The 20194-nt window shown below is 37.6% G+C and carries 16 protein-coding genes; 6 read left to right on the forward strand and 10 right to left on the reverse strand.

What is annotated here, in order from left to right:
* Window positions 1-8: 8 nt before the first annotated feature.
* Window positions 9-1376, forward strand: coding sequence for a PTS ascorbate transporter subunit IIC (gene ulaA, locus KHA93_RS21045; protein WP_213112507.1), 1368 nt, complete (start codon window positions 9-11; stop codon window positions 1374-1376).
* A 77-nt stretch (window positions 1377-1453) separates the two neighbouring features.
* Entirely contained in the window at window positions 1454-2815 is a 1362-nt protein-coding gene (locus tag KHA93_RS21050) for a hypothetical protein (RefSeq protein ID WP_213112508.1), read from the forward strand.
* Window positions 2816-2868: 53 nt separating this feature from the next.
* On the opposite strand, the gene KHA93_RS21055 is transcribed toward KHA93_RS21050, so the two are convergent.
* The 6 genes from KHA93_RS21055 to KHA93_RS21080 all read right to left on the reverse strand — a co-directional run bounded on the left by KHA93_RS21055 (window position 2869) and on the right by KHA93_RS21080 (window position 9028).
* Window positions 2869-3981: a GerAB/ArcD/ProY family transporter gene (locus tag KHA93_RS21055; protein WP_213112509.1), complete on the reverse strand. Its 1113-nt coding sequence runs from the start codon at window positions 3979-3981 to the stop codon at window positions 2869-2871.
* A gap of 79 nt (window positions 3982-4060) precedes the next feature.
* The gene (locus KHA93_RS21060; protein WP_213112510.1) at window positions 4061-5182 is read right to left on the reverse strand and encodes a GerAB/ArcD/ProY family transporter; all 1122 of its coding nucleotides are present in this window, start codon (window positions 5180-5182) and stop codon (window positions 4061-4063) included.
* 36 nt (window positions 5183-5218) lie between these two features.
* Window positions 5219-5443 carry a hypothetical protein gene (locus tag KHA93_RS21065; protein WP_213112511.1) on the reverse strand — a complete coding sequence of 75 codons (225 nt, stop codon included), beginning with the start codon at window positions 5441-5443 and terminating at the stop codon, window positions 5219-5221.
* 2 nt (window positions 5444-5445) lie between these two features.
* Window positions 5446-6654, reverse strand: a complete 1209-nt coding sequence (locus KHA93_RS21070) for a Ger(x)C family spore germination protein (RefSeq protein WP_213112512.1) — start codon at window positions 6652-6654, stop codon at window positions 5446-5448.
* Window positions 6651-8240, reverse strand: coding sequence for a spore germination protein (locus tag KHA93_RS21075; RefSeq protein ID WP_432806357.1), 1590 nt, complete (start codon window positions 8238-8240; stop codon window positions 6651-6653). The genes KHA93_RS21070 and KHA93_RS21075 overlap by 4 nt, the downstream gene beginning before the upstream one ends.
* Window positions 8241-8287: 47 nt before the next feature.
* Window positions 8288-9028, reverse strand: coding sequence for a YqjF family protein (locus KHA93_RS21080; protein WP_213112513.1), 741 nt, complete (start codon window positions 9026-9028; stop codon window positions 8288-8290).
* A gap of 317 nt (window positions 9029-9345) precedes the next feature.
* On the opposite strand from KHA93_RS21080, the gene KHA93_RS21085 reads away from it, so the two are divergent.
* Window positions 9346-10758 carry an FMN-binding glutamate synthase family protein gene (locus KHA93_RS21085; protein ID WP_213112514.1) on the forward strand — a complete coding sequence of 471 codons (1413 nt, stop codon included), beginning with the start codon at window positions 9346-9348 and terminating at the stop codon, window positions 10756-10758.
* Window positions 10759-10769: 11 nt separating this feature from the next.
* On the opposite strand, the gene KHA93_RS21090 is transcribed toward KHA93_RS21085, so the two are convergent.
* From KHA93_RS21090 to KHA93_RS21100, 3 genes are all read right to left on the reverse strand, one after another.
* Window positions 10770-11969 carry an MFS transporter gene (locus tag KHA93_RS21090; RefSeq protein ID WP_213112515.1) on the reverse strand — a complete coding sequence of 400 codons (1200 nt, stop codon included), beginning with the start codon at window positions 11967-11969 and terminating at the stop codon, window positions 10770-10772.
* Window positions 11970-12312: 343 nt separating this feature from the next.
* Window positions 12313-12993 (reverse strand): HAD family hydrolase, encoded by a 681-nt coding sequence (locus tag KHA93_RS21095; RefSeq protein WP_213112516.1) that lies wholly within the window; start codon window positions 12991-12993, stop codon window positions 12313-12315.
* Window positions 12994-13037: 44 nt separating this feature from the next.
* Entirely contained in the window at window positions 13038-14180 is a 1143-nt protein-coding gene (locus KHA93_RS21100) for a cation:proton antiporter (protein ID WP_213113073.1), read from the reverse strand.
* A gap of 181 nt (window positions 14181-14361) precedes the next feature.
* Between KHA93_RS21100 and KHA93_RS21105 the strand changes: the two genes are divergently transcribed.
* On the forward strand, window positions 14362-15732 hold the full coding sequence (locus KHA93_RS21105) for an RsmF rRNA methyltransferase first C-terminal domain-containing protein (protein ID WP_213112517.1): 1371 nt from the start codon (window positions 14362-14364) through the stop codon (window positions 15730-15732).
* Window positions 15733-15838: 106 nt separating this feature from the next.
* Here KHA93_RS21105 and pcp read toward each other — a convergent pair whose 3' ends face one another.
* Window positions 15839-16486: a pyroglutamyl-peptidase I gene (pcp, locus tag KHA93_RS21110; RefSeq protein WP_213112518.1), complete on the reverse strand. Its 648-nt coding sequence runs from the start codon at window positions 16484-16486 to the stop codon at window positions 15839-15841.
* Window positions 16487-16571: 85 nt separating this feature from the next.
* Here pcp and KHA93_RS21115 point away from each other — a divergent pair, with 85 nt between their 5' ends.
* The gene (locus KHA93_RS21115; RefSeq protein WP_213112519.1) at window positions 16572-16793 is read left to right on the forward strand and encodes a gamma-type small acid-soluble spore protein; all 222 of its coding nucleotides are present in this window, start codon (window positions 16572-16574) and stop codon (window positions 16791-16793) included.
* Window positions 16794-17242: 449 nt separating this feature from the next.
* Window positions 17243-20095 (forward strand): WD40/YVTN/BNR-like repeat-containing protein, encoded by a 2853-nt coding sequence (locus KHA93_RS21120; RefSeq protein WP_213112520.1) that lies wholly within the window; start codon window positions 17243-17245, stop codon window positions 20093-20095.
* The last annotated feature ends 99 nt before the right edge of the window (window positions 20096-20194 follow it).

Consider the following 20194-nt stretch of genomic DNA (forward strand, 5'->3'; position numbering starts at 1 on the left):
GTGAGAAGGTGTTAAATGTAATTATTGAATTATTAACTACACCTGCGATAACTCTAGGGTTAGTAGCACTTGCAGGATTACTAGTTCAGAAAAAGTCTTTTTCCGACACGATAAGAGGGACACTAAAAACGATACTTGGCCTACTTATTTTGACTGCGGGTGCAGGAGTTATTGTAAGTTATTTAACTCCGTTTAGTGATATGTTTACAAAAGGATTTGGATTAACTGGTGTTGTGCCTTTTGATGAGGCAGTGATAGGTGCTCTTTCTGAAAAAGTTCCTGTTATTGCTCGAACTACTTCAATAATATTAGCTCTTGGATTTTTAATCAATGTATTATTAGCTCGCTTTACTCCCTATAAGTATATTTTTTTAACAGGCCATATGATGTGGATTATGGCAGGTGGATTGTCGTGGGCTTTTTATGATCTAGGAGTAACTGAATGGGAAACAATCATGTATGGATCTATTATTCAAGGAATGACACTAACAATTCTCCCTGCAATAGCGCAACCAATAATGAAGAAAGTGACGGGGACAGATGATTTAGCATATGGTCACTTAACTACAACAGGTGTAGTTTTATCCGCTTGGATTGGAAAAACTGTAGGAAACCCCCAAAAAAATAGTGAAGACGTAAATTTACCAAAGGGTATGGATTTCTTCAGGGATACTGCAATATCTATTTCAATTGTAATGCTTGTAATTTATATCGTAACCGCTATAGCTGCAGGACCCACCTTCATGCAAACATTAAGTGGTGATCAAGGCTGGCTTACTTTTACAATTATACAAGGTTTAGGATTCGCTGCAGGTGTCTTAATATTACTCCAAGGAGTTAGGATGTTTTTAGGAGAAATTGTTCCTGCATTTCGTGGAATAGCACTGAAGCTAGTACCTGGTGCAAAACCGGCACTAGATTGTCCTATCGTGTTTCCTTATGCGCCAACTGCATTAATGCTAGGTTTTCTTTTTGCAATTGTAGGTATGGTTGTAGGAATGCTTGTATCTAATGTATTTAACACTGTAATTCCTCTACCATCTATTATTGGAGGGTTTTTCACAGGCGGTGTTGCAGGGATATTTGGAAATGCTCTTGGTGGACGAAGAGGTGCGATGGTATCAGGATTTATATATGGATTAGTCTTAACAATTCCTGTAGCTTTATTTTATCCTTTATTCGGATTAGAAACTTATGGTGTAACAGGTATCGCTTTTCTAGTACCAGATGGAATTATTGTGTTAACCATTGTTAGTCTTTTTGTTAAAGCAGGTCTTAAAATACTACTCTTTATACCACTAATTGCACTTCTTGCTTATGGATTCTGGCATTCTTATAAAACAAACATTAAACCACCTCATACGAAAGCTGGATAATTAAACATTTCTATACAACTAAACAATTAAGTCTTTAGGTTTCATAGAGTTGAACTTTAATAGAAGGAAGTGTAGAAATGCTGCGAAATAAAGCGTTAAAACTGATCCTTGTTTCAAGTTTGGCAATTGTGATACCTATTGGTTATGGTATTGGCAGCCCAAATACAATATATAAAGTCTTTGCAAAGAATACAAATATTGATCTAGCCGATACAAAAAAAATCAATAGCGATGAAAAATCAAAAAAAGAGAAGAAACCTAAAAAGGAAAAGAAAGAAAAAGAGATAAAGTGGAAATTAATTTATCATGAAAAATTCAATAAACCTTTTAACGAACCTGAAGAGTGGATTGAAGATACTTATGGTGAAGATAGTCCTTACCATGTCGGTCCATTTGATGAAGATGGTGAATTTTTCATGGAAAAGGGTGGCCAGGATTTTATCGATGGTCTTAATCAGTTTAGATCTTTCCGTAAATCCTACAAGTATGGAAAAAATGATTGGTTAACGATTGAACTATATGGTAGAGACTCTGATAAGGATGGAGTTCCTGAGACTGGAGGAACTTTTATCAATGATAAAGGCAAGGCGAAACTTATATCAACACGTCACTATGATGGAGGTATTATCCGTTCAACAAATCCTTTGCCTGAAAAATATAGAGTAGAAGTAACAGTATCAAATATTAACTTTGGGGGAGAAAAGGACGGTAGTTGGGAGCATAATGGAAAGTTTAATGGTTATGATGGCGATGAGGTAGCCGATCCATGGCGTTTTTCAGATAGAAGTACAACGCCAGTTCCTGCAGTAAATGAAAATGGAGTATATTTTTTATCCATTACGGATTACCCTAACCCTGCTCCACATAATAATGTTTTTATACACCATCACCGTAAAGTCGTTATGGATACCGACAATAATAATTATGATGGGTCATCTTGGTCCAAAGTTTGGAACCCCAATACAGGTAAGGCAGAGGAAGATGGATCACATTATATTAGTATGATATGGCTACAAGGAAACGATTTTGGAAGTAACTGGACAGGAAATGAATTTTCCTCATATACACCAGATGGCTTTAAAAATGGACCAATCTTCGTTGATAAGTATCTCGATAATGAAGAATATGTTTTTGCAATTGAGAGGGATGGGGAAAGTTATACAATGTCAGTGTCAGGTAATTTTTACTATGGTGGTCAAACAACTTACAAAGCTTCAAGGAAATTTAGAGAAGATCCTTTGACATGGCACTATAATCAAACACCAGAAGAATACACTGAACCACATTATAATCAATTGAAAACGTTTAACGGAAAAACTTATGAAACTTGGCCAGAAGGTTCTGCTTACCCGGATTATTTCTTTTTTGGTGACCCACATATAAATTATTATGAAGGTACTGCTTTATTTGACGATGTAAAGTTATATTTACCAAAATAAATAAAGATACACCAGCTTTAAATTACTAGCTGGTGTATCTTTATTCTTAGATTTCAACCAGTTCGTGTTTTAGATTTCGTCTTCTTTTTCTTCCTATTCCTAAACAATGCAATAATCAGCAAGATGAGAGGAAGGATGGTTTGAATAAAGATTGCATTTGGTGGAAAAGCGACGATTTCTGTCACGGAAAATTCCATGGCATTAGGGATGGACCAGAAACTGAATTCTACAAGTAAAATCCCGATTGGCCATATGATGGGCTTATAATCAGAAAGGTTAAGCCACTGTGCTGTTCCTAAAACAATGGCATAATAAAACACGGAAATTTTAATAAAAGCACCAACTATCCATACAGCCATAATTACGGATTCCAAGTTTTCGAAGAAATCGGCATAGCTAATATATCTTCCTACGTTCATTAACGGGTATATCTTAGAGGCGGTCGTAATTCCAAGTACAAATAGAACTGTGAGATTTACCATTACTAAAGTGACCATGATGGAAAAAACATTAAATAAACTGTATTTTAATCTCTTTTTGTCATCTTTTACAAAAGGAAGAAGAAAAATAATAAGAAAAAATTCCGAAAACCATCCACCAAGTACAATGGAACCTTTAAGAGGTGGTCCAATACCCTTTTCTAATATAGGGAGCATATTTCCTACATCAAAATTAGGAGTTAATAGGATAATTAAAAAGAAGATTGGAAGTACAAAAAGAGGAAAGAACAATTGCGCTAGTCTGCCTAATACTTCTATGCCTGCCCGAACAGCTATGGCGCAAAGAAGTACCATTGTTCCCGTAATTACAACCATTGGGGTTTTAAACAAGAAAGATCCGACGATAAATTCACTATAATCCCTAATAATTTCCCCGGTCGTTTGTATATAGAAAAATAAGATGATAAAACTAATTATTTTACCTAGAATCTTACCAGTTATTTTTTCAACGAATTGGATGACCGTTTCCTTTGGATATAGCTTATAGAGCTTATAAGCAACTAGAACCGTTACAAAGCCGATTAAAGAAGAAAAAATAGGTGAAATCCATAAGTCATGTGGAGCGTATATTGCTGTAAAGCTAGGAACTGAAAGGATAGCGGTAGCAACGATGGTTGGATACATAAGCATAGCCATCTGAAGTGAGGAAATTCTTCCTTTTTCCATTACCATTTCTCCTTCCTGTTTAAAAAAAATTGTAGGATGACTTATTTTTTTCTTGAACTTTTCTAAGGTTTTAAGCCATTTATGTGCTCTTGCTAGTGTTAGATGTTGTTTTCGTCTTCTTTTTCTTCCTATTCCTAAACAATGCAATTAGCAGTAAAAAGAAAGGAAGAATCGTTTGCATAGAAATTGCAAGGGGTACATAAACGATGGTGTCAATCATGTAAGTCTTCATTGAGCTTGGGAGGGACCAGAAGCTAAATTCTATAATTAATATCGCGATTGGCCATATGATGAGCTTGTAATCAGAAAGATTCAGCCACTGTGCTGTTCCTAATACAACGGCATAGTAAGCAACAGATATTTTAATAAAAGCACCGACAATCCATACGGCCATAATAACGGATTCTAAGTTTTCGAAGAAATCAGCGTAGCTAATATAACGTCCACCGTTCATTAACGGGTATACTTTAGACGCAGTTGTTATTCCGAGTACAAAAAGAACTGTTAGATTCACCAAAACTAACGTAACCATGATAACAAGGACATTCGTAAAACTGTGTTTTAATATCTTTTTTTCATCTTTCAAAAAGGGAAGAAAAAAAATCATAAGAAAAAATTCCGAAAACCAACCACCCAGTACGATGGAACCTTTAAGTGGAGGGCCAATGCCATGTTCTAAAATTGGAAATATATTCCCTACATCATAATTAGGAATTAATAATAGAAATAATATGAAAAGAGGTATTACAAACAACGGAAAAAACAATTGTGCTAGTCTTCCCAAAACTTCCACACCCGCATGGACAGTTGTTGCACAAAGCAGAACCATCGTCCCAATGATTACAACCATCGGTGTTTTAAACAAGAAAGATCCAACGATGAATTCACTGTATTCTCTTATTATTTCTCCAGTAGTCATTATGTAAAAAAACAAAATAAAAAAACCGGTTATTTTCCCAGGGATCTTTCCGATTATTTTTTCTACGGATTGGATGATCGTTTCTTTCGGATAAAGTTTATAAAGTTTATATGCAGTGAATACCGTGACGAAGCCGACTACGGAAGAAAAAATGGGTGACATCCATAAGTCGTGTGGAGCATAGTTTGCTGTAATGCTTGGAACTGAAAGGATAGCGGTGGCTACGATTGTTGGATATATAAGCATAGCCATTTGAAGAGACGAAATCCTTCCTTTCTCCATCACCATTTCTCCTTCCGTTTTAAAAATTTAAAAGACTCATTTTTTCATGAATTTTCCAAATGTCGGGTCTAGAAGTTTTTTAAGTATTGAATTTGGTCCCTCAATGTATTGCAAGTCAAATAAAGATAATCCCAAAGCAATGAAAAGTAGAATTAAAAACGCCCATTTGTCTTTCTTCGGAGTTTGTTTCATTTTCGGCCATTTGATTAGGAGAATAGCAGTAATGATTCCTGCTACTCCAAAGAAAGCACCCCATTTCACTATTATTCACTCTTCTTTCTTCCAGCTGTATTATTTATATAGCCCTGTCTTTTTACATGTGCTTCCACATCAATCACAACTTCTACCTCAGAAAATTTATTACTCCAGTGTTTTTCTACACTTCTCCATTCTTTTGGATATTTCCGATAGAACTTTTGGGCAAAATCCGTAATGTCCGCGTTATACTTATCTTGTAACAGATCCATGGCTAATTTTACTCGTTCATGAATTTTCTTTCTGTACGCTTTTTCGATTCTGTTGACTGTTTTTGAACTAGTAATTTCAAAATCCGTTGTATTTAGCACTATAGATCCTTCAGTTTTTATTTTGACGATCATTTTCCAGTTATTATTGTGGATTTTAGGAATCATGTTAATCTCAGCTGATACTGGATTTAAAGAAATTTCTCCGTCGTGATTTTCAACTTGAAGGGTAACTGTGTAATCCTTTAATTCATCCCGGAGCCATAGTAGTCCTCTCGTTTCCCTTTCTGACATTTTTCCAATCATTTTGTCATTTTTAAACACGGCAGTCCCGTATATATGAGCAACTTTCTTGGTTTGTTCATCCATTTCCCTATCTTGTGATATTTGTAAGTATGGGATGGCAGCTGCATTGGATTTTCCTGTCAACATCTCATCTAAATCTTGTAAAGTAACTTTAATGCCAGTCGTTAAGCTTGCTTGTTCCTTAATTCCTTCTGAAGAAAAACGTTCTAGGATAGCCGGCATTTCAAGGACATTTTTTGCTTTCTTCGCCACAAACATTAAAGCCCTTTCTCTTGGTTCAGGTTGGCGTAGCAGATAGTCGATATGATTTTGTATCCCATCTTTAGCTAAATCTTCACCAAAGATGAATACCTTACATTGTCCCCAAAAAAGTTTACGTGAAAGTTTTCCTTGAACCTTTGATAATGCATCTGCAATGTTATCTCCTTTCTGGGATGTATTAAATGTTACTGGCCCGGAACTTCCTGGCCCTCCCTGACCTCCGGCAGAAAAGGATTTTGGTATAAAAATCTGCAATGAGAGTTCTATTTGTCCATCTTCGTCTTTGTCTAGGGCTGTTGCTGTTATAATGGCTTGATCATTGATTTCAACTTTATCCCAACAGCCTGTTAATAAAACGAGTATTGCGAAATAACTAATTGAATGTAATATTATTCTCATATCCTTCAATCCTTTACGGATTTTCTCACAATACGAATTCAAGAATCTCCTCCCTTATTAGGGCCAGGTTTCAGATTTGGCGATTGCCGATATTTATTATAGTTTCCTGTAAAATGTGGACGCGTATCCATCATCCAAAAAGGAGATCTCCATAATACAGATTTCACCTCTCTTTTTTGTATCGGGGCAAGAGGTGAAAGGTAAGGGACTCCAAGTGAACGGAGACTGCATAGATGAATAGCAATTGCAATAATCCCCAACATAATTCCGAGCAAACCCAACGTTCCCCCTAGTAAAATGATTGGAAAACGGAGCATTCTAATGGCAATTCCAGCAATATATCTAGGAATTAGAAAGGAAGCAATCCCTGTAATGGCTACCACTATAACCATGGGAGTTGATACTAATCCAGCTTGAACAGCAGCCTGTCCAATTACGAGTGCTCCAACAATACTAATAGCTGAACCAATCTGTTTCGGTAAACGAATCCCTGCCTCACGTAACGCTTCAAAAGTTATTTCCATTAAGAAAACTTCGACCAACGCAGGGAAAGGGACTGTTTCTCTTGCGGCAGCAATGCTGAACAACAAAGTTCCCGGAATCATCTCTTGGTGAAAAGTAGTAATAGCTACATATACAGAGGGAAGAAAAAGAGAGATTCCTGCAAACGTATAGCGAAGCCAACGGATTAATGTACTAATCATATATCTTTGATAATAATCCTCTTGTGTTTGCATCAAAGAGAAGAACGTAATAGGAGCAATTATTGTAAATGGGGTGCCTTCAACTAAAATGCCAACACGCCCCTCCAATAAATTAGCGCATACTACATCAGGTCTTTCTGTTGAGAGAAACTGAGGGAAAGGTGAAAATGGGTTATCTTCTATTAGTTCCTCAATGTATTCACTCTCTAGAATCCCGTCTATGTTAATTCGATTTAGTCGATTTTTAACTTCTGTAATTAATGTTTTATCAACAAGCCCTTCTACATAGGTAATTGCCACTGTCGTCTTTGTATATGTACCGATTTTCATAGTTTGAATTTTTAGTGCTGGACTTTTAATAATGCGTCTTATTAAAGATGTATTAATGCCGAGAGATTCAACAAAACCTTCCCGTGGCCCCTTAATGGAAGACTCACCTTCAGGTTCCTCTATACTACGTTTTTCCCATTTAGCTAAACCTAAAGAAAACGCATAATTTTCCCCATCAATAAGAAGAATGGGGTTGCCGCTAGAAATGGATTCAATACAGTCAGCAAACAATTGTACTTTTTTTATTTTGCTGACAGCTAGTTTATTGTAAAGCAGTTCTTCAATTGGCTGTTGTTGATTAGCTTGATTTTTCATCAGTGGGGTCAATACGTATTCTTCAATCCCCTCTAGATCAGAAAGACCATCAATATATATAATTATGGCAAGTTTTTTTTCAAAAAGAAGAAAGGAGCGGAATACAACGTCAAAGCAGTTATCATAGATGGAACGAAACTTTTCAATGTTTTCATCCATATTATTTTGAAGAACATCCTGCGGCTTGGAAGGTTGCTGTTTTTCTTTTTTTGATGCTTTAAATAATTTATTTACATTGCGAATCAAGCAAATCCCCCCATATCGATAAATCATTTCCATTTTTATCATTCTTCATAAAGGGATTTTTATGCAGGGATGAAAAAAATTCACAATTTCTTTATGTTCCAGATAAGTGCTTCAACACCTTGGGAAAAGTGAAGAATAGGCTTCTCATCCTCAAGGTGAAAGCTAAAAGGTTTAAAAAGATCATTTTTTTTTATGACAGCATCTGCCTTTTGTAATGGCCATGGATGATGATGGATGTCCAAACAATACATATTGGAGCGTTGATCGTTACTAAAAAAGCAATATCGCTCAGATAGCCAATGGTCGATTGTATCACTATTTGGGTGAAAAATATTTGATTGAGGAGTAAAAGATCCTTTACACACAATAGGGGTATTCGAACTTCCCATTCTTAGACTTTCATAATGAAAAGTGTCCACGTTTTTTTGAATGGATATCTTTGCAGGATGATATGGTACGTTAAGCCATCTCTTTGCAAGAGTATAGGAAGTCCAGTCGTCAACATCTAAGGACAAAAAATAAATTCCTGGTTTATTGTCGCATTTTACGTAGGTTCGTAGATTGATTTCTGGAAATGCAGGACGAAAGGAAACAGGCGGAAATCCACGTAAATATATGCCATCTATGTTAAAAATAATTACACCTAACCAAGCAAAACCATCATATGTATCAACTTCAATAGAGGAAGGGATGTATGGTTGTAATAGTTCGGGTTGGATGGGCCAATGCATGAAAAATACATTGCTCCATTTTTGCCGCATAATCCATTTCTTTGATGGTATTGGGTAGGGACGATGGTTCGTTTCTTGTAAGACATACATAAAGATGAACTCCTTTTTTCTCGTTGAGGAACTTTAATTGGCAGTTTTGTGCGATTAATATGAGACGGTCTCTAACTAGCGCAAGTAAGTGTCGACTATCATAACACCTTGTACTCTACGATTAGTCAACGTCAATTCATCTGTGGTTCAACGTATTTCATTTATCGTAAGTCTAAGGCCATGAAAATTATACGTTGTTGTATAGGTGCTGATACTTTTGATATTATTCTTTCTCTCACGTTCGTTTTCATACAATGTAGACATATTTTTCCCTTTACCGGAAATAATAGGAGAAATAACATTGTGGGGAAAAAACGATGAATACCATTTTACTGTTTGTGATATTAGGACTAGTTACGATCATGTTTTTGTTTTTTCTTTTTATGCTTTTCGGTTGGCGCTGGTTTATGAAAAAAATGGTCGGGAAAATCGGGAAAATCATTTTATCCGATAGCTACCAAGAAAATATTATTGAAATGATTCCAGGATTTCGACATATCGGCATCCAAAATATACTTGAAAACAACTTGCGTTCGGCATCGGGAGATTTACTTCACCGCCCTTTAGGATCTTCAAAAAAATGGCCTCAATTTGATGCGATTACATTTATACCAGCACAGACGTCACCATTTGCGGTTGATGGGGAAGAAGAGGTCGATTTGAAAGTAACGATTGGTCCGAATGCAAAAAAGCCGATGGACATAAAAATTCCACTTATGATCAGTGGAATGGGCTATGGGGTTGCGTTAAGTGAAGAGGTGCGCCTTTCACTGGCAGAAGCAGCAAGCAATGTCGGAACAGCTATTAATTCCGGCGAAGGCGGCGTTATGCCGGAAGAACTAGAGAAAGCAGGGAAGTACATATTACAATTTGGGAAAACAGAATGGTCTAAAGAAGAAGATTTAATTAAGCAAGCCGATATGGTTGAAATTAAACTAGGTCAAGGCGCTATGATGGCGATGGGATTGAAGATTTCCCCAGAAAACTTAACTGGGAATTCCCGTAAAGTGATGGGATTGAAGGAAAATGAAACAGCAGTCATTCATGAGCATTTTTTCGAAAACCAGACATTAAAGGATATTAAGGAACTTGTGGATGAGCTCCGAAAAATAACTGGTGGAGTCCCGATTGGAGCGAAAATGGGAGCCGGTGGAAAAATTGAAGAAGACATCGACCATTTGATTGAGATGGGTGTCGATTTCATTGCGATTGATGGGGCACAAGCAGCTACACTCGGCGCGGCGCCTATTATATCGGATGATTTTGGGATTCCAACAATACATGCCGTCATTCGGGCAGTAAATCATTTAGAAAAAAGAAAAATGAAAGGGAAAATTAGTTTAATTGTGTCAGGAGGATTGTTTGTTCCAGGACATTTTTTAAAAGTGTTGGCGTTAGGCGCAGATGCTGTCTATGTGGGATCAGCTATTTTGTTCGCTGTAGCACACGATCAAGTTTTTCATTCGGTTCCTTTTGAACCACCAACACAAGTTGTGTGGAATGAAGGGAAATTCAAGGATGAGTTTAAAATAGAAGATGGGGTGAAAGCGGCAGAAAAATTCCTGACAGCTTGTACGGAAGAAATCAAAACGGCCTTAAGGGCAATGGGGAAAAGATCTTTAAAAGAATTATCGAAGAAAGACTTAGTTTCTTATGATGAAGCGGTTGCCAAATATGTTGGTGTCCCGTTTTCATTTGAGCCATGGACGGATAAAACGAAAAATAAATAATAAGCCAGCTCTCAAGCTGGCTTACCTACGCTACTTTTCATTAAAATATATAAATATAAAAGAATGGAGCATAGTACAGATATAGCAGCTACGATATAAATTGAGCTGTAACCCAACCAATGACCGATTTGTCCAAAAACGATAGCCCCAATTCCGACGCCTAAATCGAAGAATGAGAAAAATGTAGCATTCGCCATCCCTCGTCGATTTGGAAGTGATTCTTTAACAGACCAAGCCTGTAGAGCCGGTTGCACTGTTCCAAATCCTAATCCGTACAGAACGGCAGCAGTGTAAAGAATCATACTGTTTGGAAGCCAAGAAAGTAGCAGCATAGATATAAGAATTAACAATGTCCCAGGGATAAATACTGCTTTATGTCCTCTTTCGTCGTACAATTTTCCAGCAAAAGTACGTGTAAGCATTAATGCTGCCGCATAAAGCAGAAAGTACCATTGAATTCCTTCAATACCTTTTTGAGTTGAATAAAGGGGCAAAAAGGAAGCAATCCCTCCGAATGTTACTGTAATGAAGAATAACAATAATGATGGAGGCAGTGCACTTTTTTCGTAAAAGTCCCATTTTTTAACTTGTGGAGCAGCTTTAGCTTCCACTTGTTTATAGCGTATTTTTGATGAAAGCAAAATGGCCAATATTCCAAGAGCCGCGCATATTAAAAATAATTGTGTGTAAGAAATTACGCCTACTAAAGCGAGACCTAAGGATGGTCCAAAGGCAAGTGCTATATTCCCCGAAAGTCCATAAAACCCCATACCTTCTCCACGCTTATTTGCTGGTATTAGGTCAGTGGCAATCGTACCGGAAGCGGTCGTTGAAAAGCCCCAACCTAATCCTTGGATAATTCTCATAATAAATAAGAAAAGTAGACTTTTTACAAACCCGAAAGAACCAACTGAAAATACGAAAATCCCCAATCCTGTTAAAAATACAAACCCTCTTCCTTTCGTTTCCAATGCGTGTCCAGCACTGGGGCGAATGAGAAGAGCAGAAAAAGTGAAGATTCCAACAACGATGCCTATAAGTTGATCATTCCCACCAAGCTTTTCAACAAACAATGGAAGAGTGGGTAATGTCATTTGAAATCCAAGAAAAACGAAAAAATTTGACAGACATATCAAAATAAAATCTCGTGTCCATATTTTATCGGAACTCACACTCTGACGAGGAGCTTCCTTGATGAGTGGATTACCCAATACTATCTCCTCCTAATATTTAGACTCCCGAAACATAATTATTATTCTACACGAATTTACTTGAAAATTCTAACTGTAGATTGTTTATTTCTTTTATTTTTCATGATTTGGCAAGTAAATATACATTTTAGAACTTCTATTCTGCACAGGTAATTCTATTGGTGTTCGGGAAGCTTCTTCTGTCTTAGGAGCATGTTCAATTGGCGTTAGAGCGGCCTCTATTGACGTTGAAGTAGATACAATTGCCGTTCAAGAGGTTTCTATTGTCGTTGAAGTATGTTCTATTGCCGTTGGAGTATGTTCTATATATCATTCAAGCAAATTCAAAGAAGAGCAATCGATATTATGATTGCTCCATGAGTTTAGCTGTCCAAGTATCTTTATTTAAATATTGATCACAATCAAATTCAGCATAAGACTGAATCAATTTCGCATTTTCGTGGAAGGTTAAGGATTTTGTAACGTCATTTGGGATGATGAGACAGTTGATTCCAGCACGAATAGCTGCCAAAGAACCATTTACTGAATCTTCAACTGCGATCGCTTCGTCTGGCTCGATTCCTAAAGCTTCAATAGTTTTAATATATAGAGCTGGATTCGGTTTTACTTCTTCGACATCCTCTGCGGAACGAATAATCGGAAAATATTCCGTCAGGTTGTACTTGTCAAGAAATCCAACAATCCATTCACGGCGAGAACTGCTAGCGATGGCAAGCTTAAGGCCATTATCCTGAATGCGATGTAAAGTATCCAAAAATCCATCCCTTAATGGAAGATCGTCTTTAATTTTTAAATAGTGTTCATGAGTTTTCTCTTTAAAATGAAGACGATCCATTGGCTCATCTAGTGTTTGATCAATTAAATCGAATAAGGAGCCATTCGTAGTCCCTACAATTTTTACGAATTCCTCTAACGTTAAATCGAAATGATAATCTTCTTTTAATACAGTCCGATAAATGTCAAACCAAGGGGTTTCGGTATCAATGATCGTTCCATCAAAATCGAATATAACAGCTTTAATCAATTTATTTCTCCTTTACAATGATTTTCTTCTTTAAGTGTAACACATCAACCTTTCGCAGAGTCATTTGTCTTAAAAATCATTTTCATCATTGGAGGGGTTACGATCGTTGTCACTAAAATGACGACTACGACTACAGCAAACATATCTTCAGTTAATAACATGGCATCGAGACCAATGGATGCCAGTATCAATGCTACTTCACCACGTGAAATCATAGCGGAACCGATTCCTAACGAACTTCTCCAACCAAAGCCGGACAATTTCGCACCCAATGCGGCACCAACTAATTTTGTTAAAATTGCTATGATACTAAGCAAAACAATTAATCCTAAATTTTTTGTAATTCCATTGAATTGGGCCATTACACCAATTGAGGTGAAAAAGATAGGCACAAAAATGGAATAACTGATCGTTTCTACTTTTTCAAAAATCTCCTGCTTAAATTTGGTTACACTAATAGAAACTCCAGCAATATAAGCTCCTATGATAGCAGCAACGCCAGTATATTCTGCAAAATACGCAAACACAAAACAAATGATAAGAGCGGAAGAAATGACGGTTTCGGTTACTTTTAATTTTGAAAATTTATTTAAGAACCATGGAACAACCTTCCAGCCGACAAGAATGGCACCTGCAAAAAATAATACTTTCTTCAAAATAACCATCGATATATTTACGTCTCCACCCGCAAAACTCATTAGGAATGCCAGCGCTATAATGACAACAACGTCATCAATGACGGCTGCACCTAAAATCGTTGTTCCTTCTCGGCTTTTCAGCTTATTCATTTCTTTAAGCGCTTGTACAGAAATACTAACACTTGTTGCAGATAGTAGGAGACCTAAAAACAAAGATTCAAATACATCAAGACCTAGAGCGAAGCCAGCCGCATATCCAAGTGCAAGTGGGGCGATGATACCACCAAATCCTACGAACGTAGCTGCTTTTCCAGTTCGTTTAAATTCATCAATATCTGTTTCTAAGCCCGCAATAAACATAAGTAGAATAACACCAATTTGGCTAAGTGCTTGTAATGTATCGGTTTCATTTACTAAACCTAATACAGAAGGACCTAATACAATTCCAATAAGGAGCTTTCCTAATACGGCAGGTTGCCCCAGTCTTACACTTATACTACCTGCCACTTTGGAGGCTACTAAAATAATCGCAAGTTGAAGAATTAATATCATATTATTTCCACCTTCCTTTTTTAAAAAAACAAAAGGAGCCTGTCAACCAAGGGACATAGTAATCCCTTGGTGACAGACTCCTCCAAGAACATTTATATTTGTTTAAGAAAATCATAACATATTTTTTAGGTAATATGTTATTTTTTTAGAAAGTAACTTTGTATTTGAGGTGAAGACCATGAATTTACCTTCAGATTTTCTAGTGAAAATGAAGGATCTATTAAAAGATGAGTATGAAGATTTTTATAAAAGTTATCAAGATCCAAAGAAGCAAGGATTACGTGTAAATACGTTAAAAGTTTCGATAGATCATTTCATAGAAATAAGCCCATTTGCTTTAGATAAAATCCCTTGGGTAAAGGAAGGTTTTTTCTATAAAGATGAAGAACGACCGGGGAAGCACCCTTATCATGAGGCTGGGTTGTATTACATACAGGAGCCGAGTGCCATGGCGGTGGGAGAGATGTTAGATGCACAACCTGGGGAGAAGGTGCTGGATTTATGTGCGGCTCCTGGTGGGAAAACAACGCATATCGCTGCAAAAATGAACCAAAGAGGATTCCTGCTTGCTAATGAAATTCATCCGGCACGTGCTAAAATTCTTTCGCAAAACATTGAACGGATGGGGATTAAAAATTGCGTTGTTACGAATGAAACGCCTGCACGATTAGCAGAAAGATTTCCAGCATATTTTGATCGAATTTTAGTCGATGCCCCGTGTTCAGGGGAGGGAATGTTTCGAAAAGATCCGAATGCTTGCGCTGAATGGAGCATGGAAAATGTTGCTTTATGCGTAAGTCGCCAACTTGATATTTTGAAGCATGCTGGAAATATGCTAAAACTAGGGGGAAGGCTCGTCTATTCCACTTGCACATTTTCGCCAGAAGAAAATGAAGGGGTTATCAGTCATTTTTTGAAGGAAGATTCAAGGTTTAAGATTGAAAGTGTTGTGGCCTATGAAGGTTTTGGAGAAGGGCGGGAGGACTGGGTTTCGGAAGGCGCTTTAGACATCGATAAAACGTTTCGTCTTTGGCCACATAAGTTACAGGGAGAAGGTCATTTTATCGCTGTTTTAACAAAAGTAGACGGAGATGAAGGATTTAAGAGGAAATACGTTGACGTTCTAAAGGATCAAAAGCTGTTAAAGGATTATGTTCAGTTTGCAAAAGAAACCTTTATCGAATCTCCAAAAGGTGATTTTATTTTGTTTGGCGACTCATTATATATGCTTCCGGGCGGCACACTCTCTTTGAAAAATTTGAAAGTGCTTCGTCCTGGATGGCATTTAGGGACGAATAAAAAGAACCGATTCGAACCATCCCACGCGCTAGCTTTGTCTTTAAAGGGAGAAGAAGTAAGGCATACTTGGTGTGTAGGTAAGGATTCTAATGAAATTGAATCCTATTTAAGAGGAGAATCCTTAGCGGTAAAAGGCTCAAAAGGATGGTACTTAGTAGAAGTGGACGGCTTCTCTGTTGGTTGGGGAAAGCTGGCAGGAGATGTATTGAAAAATCATTACCCGAAAGGTTTGAGGTGGGTAGGGAAGTAAAAAAGGTCTACAAGTTAGGATCGGTATTAAAGTATTGTTTTCGTTTATAGAGGTAGCAAATTTATAAGAAAAGGAGAGGTTCTATCACTTGAACCTCTCCTAAAATCTAATGTGTCGTCCCACCGATTTCGCGAATATCTTCTTTTTCCTTAGCCGCAATAACAGCAGCCGTTTTAAGGCCTTCCACGATTACTTCGAGGCTTAAACTAGGAGCGTTATTTTCAAGCGTTTGTTCCGGTATGAATGGAATATGGATAAATCCTCCTCGAATATTCGGTGCATTTTGTTCTAAATAATGCATAACTCCATAAAACAGATGATTGCATACGAATGTTCCCGCGGAATTAGAAACTGCTGCTGGAACTCCTGCTTTTTTCATTTCATGAACGATACGCTTAATAGGTAATGTCGTCCAATAAGCAGCTGGGCTATCTTCTTCAATAGGTTCATCTATCGGCTGGTTGCCTTGATTATCAGGAATCCGTGCATCGTCCATATTAATGGCGACACGTTCAGGAGTGACTTGAGTCCGACCGCCGGCTTGTCCAACACATATAACAACGTCAGGTTGGTGCTGCTTTATGGCATTATTGACGACTTTAATGGATTCATGAAACACAGTTGGCACTTCCTGTGCAATAATTTCTATATCTTCAATGAATGTACCATCTAATTGCTTAACTGCTTCAAGGGCGGGATTTATTTTTTCTCCACCAAATGGATCGAAGCCTGTGATTAAAACTTTTTTCCCCATTGTTCTCCCTCCGGATGATTAAACTAAGACTAAATCTCATTATATGGGAGAACATATTCTCAAACAACAATGAGGGGTGTCTAATATGAAGGAGAACTACAAAAGTAACCATCAAGATACATTCACTGTCGCTGGAACAAACATTGATGCTATAAAAAGGGCCAACGAGCGTTCAGGCATGTCTTATAATGAAGTAAAGGAATTACTCGCGAAAACAACTGGAGGACGTGGAACTTGGATTTACAGTGATACCAATATAGAAGAAGTTAAAAGGAAAAATCAGCAATCAAATCAAAGTGAAGAATAATATTAAAAGATGAATTTATAATAGTTCCTTAGGATACATTTCGACCGTTTATCTCATTAAATTAATTCTCCTATATTCTTCTCTGACATAATTATCAATGCTAAAAGCCCTTGATTGAAAAAGACAATCGAGGGCTTTTAGTTTTTTAAAGAAAAGGCTGAAGTTGTTTATTCTACAGAAAATAAATTCCAAATACCGATGAATAGGAATAAAGACCCTTGTTCGTTATTGCGCATTCGTGATATTTTTAAATATAGTTCTATATACAGAAAATATAGTCATCATACAAAACTTAAAATTGAATGCGTTTACATTTTATTTTTACAACATTGCCTATTCATAGAGGGGAGTGGTAGAAAATCATGAGCAAATATTGAAGTGCCGAGTTGGATTTGTATTTATGAACGTCGGGTCCTATCACAACTAAATAAAGGGTGGAGGGGAATTTGATGAGAACAAAGCGGTTTAGGGTTTCTGCTTTTCTACTTATTTTCGGCCTTATTTTTCAATTAATAGCAAGCTTTCCGGCAACTCCTTCTTCAGCACAATCAATTGAAGGTCAGGAACAAGATAAATGGAAGATGATTGAGCCTGGAGCGGGTGGAGCATTCATGACAATCGGAGCAGGTCCTACTGGAATTGCAGTAGCCGCAGGCGATTTGTCTGGTGTGTACATCAGCTATGACAACGGTAAAACATGGCATAATCGGGGACAAGCTGAGGGGATAACTCATAATGCTCATTTAAGTATGGTTGGATTTGATTCAGAAGATGAAAATCTTATTTATGTTGGTTCACAGTATGTGATGTACAAAAGTGATGATAAAGGCTATACATTTCATCCAATTTTGTCAAAGGATTGGAATAATTCAACAAAGACTGGAACATTTGAAGTTGTAAGGGGTTCAAAGGACGGTTATAAAGACCCGACTTCTTCTGCAAATAGGCTTTATTGGACGGCTATGACTTTTTCCAAATCGAATCCTAACATTGGATATGCGACAGCTCATAGCACTTATAATTCGGTGGATGCGATGATATTTAAGACAACGGATAGAGGAGAAACATGGGTTCCAGTTAAGGCTTTTGTCAATGAGGGAAGTGGCAATAGCTTAGTCATTAACGCGGACAAAAGAATCTTAAAAATCATTGTTGACTATCAGAATCCAGATAATGTGTATTTCCTTACTCAGGACGATCACTTTACATGGGGGAAACCTCAAACGGCGATTTATAAGTCGACTGATGGTGGAATGACGTGGCGTGTTCTAAATGGTGGGACAGATAACCTTGTAACTTATAGTGAAATTGATGAAGAAATGCCTAAGTTTGATGAAAATGGTTTACGGGTTGTTGAAAATGGTAGAGCCGCATCATACTCGGAAGGCTCTACTTTCAGTGAACCTGTGTTACAAAGACATGTAATGGACTTCGAGATAGACCCAGTGAATCCTAATGTTCTATATGCTACAAAAGGAGTGTACTGGGATTCTTCGATGTCAGGGTCTGGTACTTATAAAAGTACGGACGGTGGAGCAACTTGGGAGAAAATCAACGGTCAAATCGGTTTAATCAAAACAAAAGCGGTTAATAACGATGCAAGCAAGACCATTGTAAGATGTATCGTCATTGGTGGCTGGGAGGGTAATGATGAAGCTTCATTAGATGTAGAAAATAGAAATTACCCTCAAGTTTGGGAATCTGCTGATGCGGGAGACAATTGGGAAAAAGTAGCCGGTGCGACGAATTTTGAGTACGGTGCCATTATGCATTGGTACGATGCAAATGGCGGTTTCTCGAGAACTGTTGCCACATCTATGGCTGATCCGGATGTATACTATTGGGCAGATTATCAATGGGTATATATGTCCGATGACGGGGGCAGAAGTTTCCGATCAGCGGGATCGACCGTTCATCACGAGGATGAGGATGGAAAATGGTATACGACTACAGGGGTTAGTAATGTAGTCTCCTTTACTTTAAAAATCAGTGAAGCCGATCCAAATATCATTTTTACCGGAAATGCTGATATTGGTTTATGGAGAAGCTTGGATAACGGAAACTCTTGGCAGCATGCGAACCAGCCTGGGTTTTTAAGTGACTGGGGACATTATGGAGGTCAGGCACAGGCCATTGCACTTGATCCTGAACGCCCGAATGTCGTATGGGCTGGTCTTGGCGGATACTATGAAGATCAAGTTTTAGTCAAAAGTGAAGAATACGGGAAGCTAAACACTTGGGTTGAATCCCACAGTGGACTTCCAAAGGAGAAAAGATCCGATAGCTTTCAACCTGGTGCAGCATTACGTGGACTGTCTATCGATCGTACAAGCCCAAAGGATAATCGTACATTATATGTTGTAGCGGATGATAAAGTGTTCAAAAGTGTTAACGATGGTGCCAATTGGACAGAAGTATTAAATATGAGGGGGACACAACCTCCTTTTAACTACACTAATAGTTTATCTGCTGATCGTCAGGCTACAACAGAGGTCGATCCAACGGACGGGAATTTTGTCTATGCGGGAGGACCGGACGGTTTATTCCGTTCAACCAATGCAGGTGAAACTTGGGAGCAAATGGGACCAACTGGATTGAAAGGGATTCAGAAGATTGTCGTATCACGACAAAATTCTGAACATGTATATGTTGCAGCATATGGATCCAATCAAGGGTTATTTTTCAGTCCTGACCGCGGGGAAACTTGGACACAACTTTTAAAAGATAATTATTTGAGAGGTTTTGCTGTAAATCCTAAAGATGATCGTGTTATCATCGCAGGTTCTTCGAATGTGTTTATATCTGGAGGAGCTCCTAACTCAAGCGGTACATTGTTGTCAGTAGACGGGGGAGCCACTTGGACGCAAGTGAACGAAGGGTTGTCCTGGCCATGGGTGAGAGATGTTGAATTTAATCCACACGATCCTAGACAAGTATTTATTGTAACACCGGGAACTTCCTTCCATGTGAGAACTTTTGATTATCACAAGTATGGATTGCCGGAAGATCCAGTAGATCCTGAAGAACCACAAAATCCTAGTCCAGAAACATTGCTGCAGATGTTGAATGCATACGAATCGTCTGGGGACATAAAGCAACCGTTAATCTCTCCATTAAGAAACACTGCAGAACAAATAAAACATCATATGGAAAAAGGACAAATTAAGCAAGCGGTTAAAAGCTTGGATGATTTCCAGAAGATGTTAGATAACAAGACGAAGCAAAAAGAAATATCTCCAGAAGTAAAACAAGTTTTAATAGATTATATTCAGAGTCTAGTAAAACAGTTAGATTCAAAATAATAAATGTTTTAAACCATCTATGCCTATTGTGAAAAGGCATAGATGGTACAAAGTAAACGAGTAAGTACAAATAAGATATGTTAAACACTGAATATATTA

Origin of the sequence: Lederbergia citrisecunda (assembly GCF_018343695.1) — a bacterium.
Lineage (GTDB): Bacteria > Bacillota > Bacilli > Bacillales > Bacillaceae_C > Lederbergia > Lederbergia citrisecunda.